The sequence below is a fragment of the Escherichia sp. KTE172 genome, from assembly GCF_000408845.1.
Classification (GTDB): domain Bacteria; phylum Pseudomonadota; class Gammaproteobacteria; order Enterobacterales; family Enterobacteriaceae; genus Escherichia; species Escherichia coli.
Genome location: NZ_KE137316.1, coordinates 4,486,682 through 4,489,979 on the forward strand (window position 1 = coordinate 4,486,682; position 3,298 = coordinate 4,489,979).

3 protein-coding genes and 1 pseudogene are annotated in these 3,298 nt (G+C 56.9%); all 4 read left to right on the forward strand.

From position 1 onward, the window contains the following. The coding region (locus G434_RS26520) for a phage terminase large subunit family protein (protein WP_016249747.1) at positions 1-1,380 on the forward strand (1,380 nt) is incomplete at its 5' end. Then, complete coding sequence (locus tag G434_RS03145) at positions 1,377-1,583, forward strand: phage head-tail joining protein (protein WP_000198149.1); 207 nt, start codon at positions 1,377-1,379, stop codon at positions 1,581-1,583. The genes G434_RS26520 and G434_RS03145, both read left to right, overlap by 4 nt. Next, complete coding sequence (locus G434_RS03140; protein ID WP_016249748.1) at positions 1,580-3,181, forward strand: phage portal protein; 1,602 nt, start codon at positions 1,580-1,582, stop codon at positions 3,179-3,181. Before G434_RS03145 ends, G434_RS03140 begins: the two co-directional genes overlap by 4 nt. Continuing rightward, a pseudogene (locus G434_RS31140) lies at positions 3,162-3,298 on the forward strand (S49 family peptidase); the annotation flags it as partial. The gene G434_RS03140 and the pseudogene G434_RS31140, both read left to right, overlap by 20 nt.

Below are 3,298 nucleotides of genomic sequence, written 5' to 3' on the forward strand. Positions count from 1 at the left end.
TTTGATGATGATATTGAACAGGAAGGCTCTCCGACGTTCCTGGGTGACAAGCGTATTGAAGGCTCGGTCTGGCCAAAGTCCATCCGTGGCTCCACGCCCAAAGTGAGAGGCGCCTGTCAGATTGAGCGTGCAGCCAGTGAATCCCCGCATTTTATGCGTTTTCATGTTGCCTGCCCGCACTGCGGGGAGGAGCAGTACCTTAAATTTGGCGACAAAGAGACGCCGTTTGGCCTCAAATGGACGCCGGATGACCCCTCCAGCGTGTTTTATCTCTGCGAGCATAATGCCTGCGTCATCCGCCAGCAGGAGCTGGACTTTACTGATGCCCGTTATATCTGCGAAAAGACCGGGATCTGGACCCGTGATGGCATTCTCTGGTTTTCGTCATCCGGTGAAGAGATTGAGCCGCCGGACAGTGTGACCTTTCACATCTGGACGGCGTACAGCCCGTTCACCACCTGGGTGCAGATTGTCAAAGACTGGATGAAGACGAAAGGGGATACGGGAAAACGTAAAACCTTCGTGAACACCACGCTCGGTGAGACATGGGAAGCGAAAATCGGCGAACGTCCGGATGCTGAAGTGATGGCAGAGCGGAAAGAGCATTATTCAGCGCCCGTTCCTGACCGTGTGGCTTACCTGACCGCCGGTATCGACTCCCAGCTGGACCGCTACGAAATGCGCGTATGGGGATGGGGGCCGGGTGAGGAAAGCTGGCTGATTGACCGGCAGATTATTATGGGCCGCCACGACGATGAACAGACGCTGCTGCGTGTGGATGAGGCCATCAATAAAACCTATACCCGCCGGAATGGTGCAGAAATGTCGATATCCCGTATCTGCTGGGATACTGGCGGGATTGACCCGACCATTGTGTATGAACGCTCGAAAAAACATGGGCTGTTCCGGGTAATCCCCATTAAAGGGGCATCCGTCTACGGAAAGCCGGTGGCCAGCATGCCACGTAAGCGAAACAAAAACGGGGTTTACCTTACCGAAATCGGTACGGATACCGCGAAAGAGCAGATTTATAACCGCTTCACACTGACGCCGGAAGGGGATGAACCGCTTCCCGGTGCCGTTCACTTCCCGAATAACCCGGATATTTTTGATCTGACCGAAGCGCAGCAGCTGACTGCTGAAGAGCAGGTCGAAAAATGGGTGGATGGCAGGAAAAAAATACTGTGGGACAGCAAAAAGCGACGCAATGAGGCGCTCGACTGCTTCGTTTATGCGCTGGCGGCGCTGCGCATCAGTATTTCCCGCTGGCAGCTGGATCTCAGTGCGCTGCTGGCGAGCCTGCAGGAAGAGGATGGTGCAGCAACCAACAAGAAAACACTGGCAGATTACGCCCGTGCCTTATCCGGAGAGGATGAATGACGCGACAGGAAGAACTTGCCGCTGCCCGTGCGGCACTGCATGACCTGATGACAGGTAAACGGGTGGCAACGGTACAGAAAGACGGACGGCGAGTGGAGTTTACGGCCACTTCCGTGTCTGACCTGAAAAAATACATTGCGGAGCTGGAAGTGCAGACCGGCATGACACAGCGACGCAGGGGACCTGCAGGATTTTATGTATGAAAACGTCCACCATTCCCACCCTTCTGGGGCCGGACGGCATGACATCGCTGCGTGAATATGCCGGTTATCACGGCGGTGGCAGCGGATTTGGTGGGCAGTTGCGGGCGTGGAACCCACCGGGTGAAAGTGTGGATGCAGCCCTGCTGCCCAACTTTACCCGTGGCAATGCCCGCGCAGACGATCTGGTACGCAATAACGGCTATGCCGCCAACGCCATCCAGCTGCATCAGGATCATATCGTCGGGTCTTTTTTCCGGCTCAGTCATCGCCCAAGCTGGCGCTATCTGGGCATCGGGGAGGAAGAAGCCCGTGCCTTTTCCCGCGAGGTTGAAGCGGCATGGAAAGAGTTTGCCGAGGATGACTGCTGCTGCATTGACGTTGAGCGAAAACGCACGTTTACCATGATGATTCGGGAAGGTGTGGCCATGCACGCCTTTAACGGTGAACTGTTCGTTCAGGCCACCTGGGATACCAGTTCGTCGCGGCTTTTCCGGACACAGTTCCGGATGGTCAGCCCGAAGCGCATCAGCAACCCGAACAATACCGGCGACAGCCGGAACTGCCGTGCCGGTGTGCAGATTAATGACAGCGGTGCGGCGCTGGGATATTACGTCAGCGAGGACGGGTATCCTGGCTGGATGCCGCAGAAATGGACATGGATACCCCGTGAGTTACCCGGCGGGCGCGCCTCGTTCATTCACGTTTTTGAACCCGTGGAGGACGGGCAGACTCGCGGTGCAAATGTGTTTTACAGCGTGATGGAGCAGATGAAGATGCTCGACACGCTGCAGAACACGCAGCTGCAGAGCGCCATTGTGAAGGCGATGTATGCCGCCACCATTGAGAGTGAGCTGGATACGCAGTCAGCGATGGATTTTATTCTGGGTGCGAACAGTCAGGAGCAGCGGGAAAGGCTGACCGGCTGGATTGGTGAAATTGCCGCGTATTACGCCGCAGCGCCGGTCCGGCTGGGAGGCGCAAAAGTGCCGCACCTGATGCCGGGTGACTCACTGAACCTGCAGACGGCTCAGGACACGGATAACGGCTACTCCGTTTTTGAGCAGTCACTGCTGCGGTATATCGCTGCCGGGCTGGGTGTCTCGTATGAGCAGCTTTCCCGGAATTACGCCCAGATGAGCTACTCCACGGCACGGGCCAGCGCGAACGAGTCGTGGGCGCACTTTATGGGGCGGCGAAAATTCGTCGCATCCCGTCAGGCGAGCCAGATGTTTCTGTGCTGGCTGGAAGAGGCCATCGTTCGCCGCGTGGTGACGTTACCTTCAAAAGCGCGCTTCAGTTTTCAGGAAGCCCGCAGTGCCTGGGGGAACTGCGACTGGATAGGCTCCGGTCGTATGGCCATCGATGGTCTGAAAGAAGTACAGGAAGCGGTGATGCTGATAGAAGCCGGACTGAGCACCTACGAGAAAGAGTGCGCAAAACGCGGCGACGACTATCAGGAAATTTTTGCCCAGCAGGTCCGTGAAACGATGGAGCGCCGCGCAGCCGGTCTTAAACCGCCCGCCTGGGCGGCTGCGACATTTGAATCCGGGCTGCGACAATCAACAGAGGAGGAGAAGAGTGACAGCAGAGCTGCGTAATCTCCCGCATATTGCCAGCATGGCCTTTAATGAGCCGCTGATGCTTGAACCCGCCTATGCGCGGGTTTTCTTTTGTGCGCTTGCAGGCCAGCTTGGGATCAGCCGCCTGACGGATGC

What these genes read in the sequence shown, in the direction of transcription:
- G434_RS03140 (WP_016249748.1), top strand. Translation starts at nt 1,580, where the DNA reads ATGAAAACGTCCACCATTCCCACCCTTCTGGGGCCGGACGGCATGACA.
- G434_RS03145 (WP_000198149.1), top strand. Translation starts at nt 1,377, where the DNA reads ATGACGCGACAGGAAGAACTTGCCGCTGCCCGTGCGGCACTGCATGAC.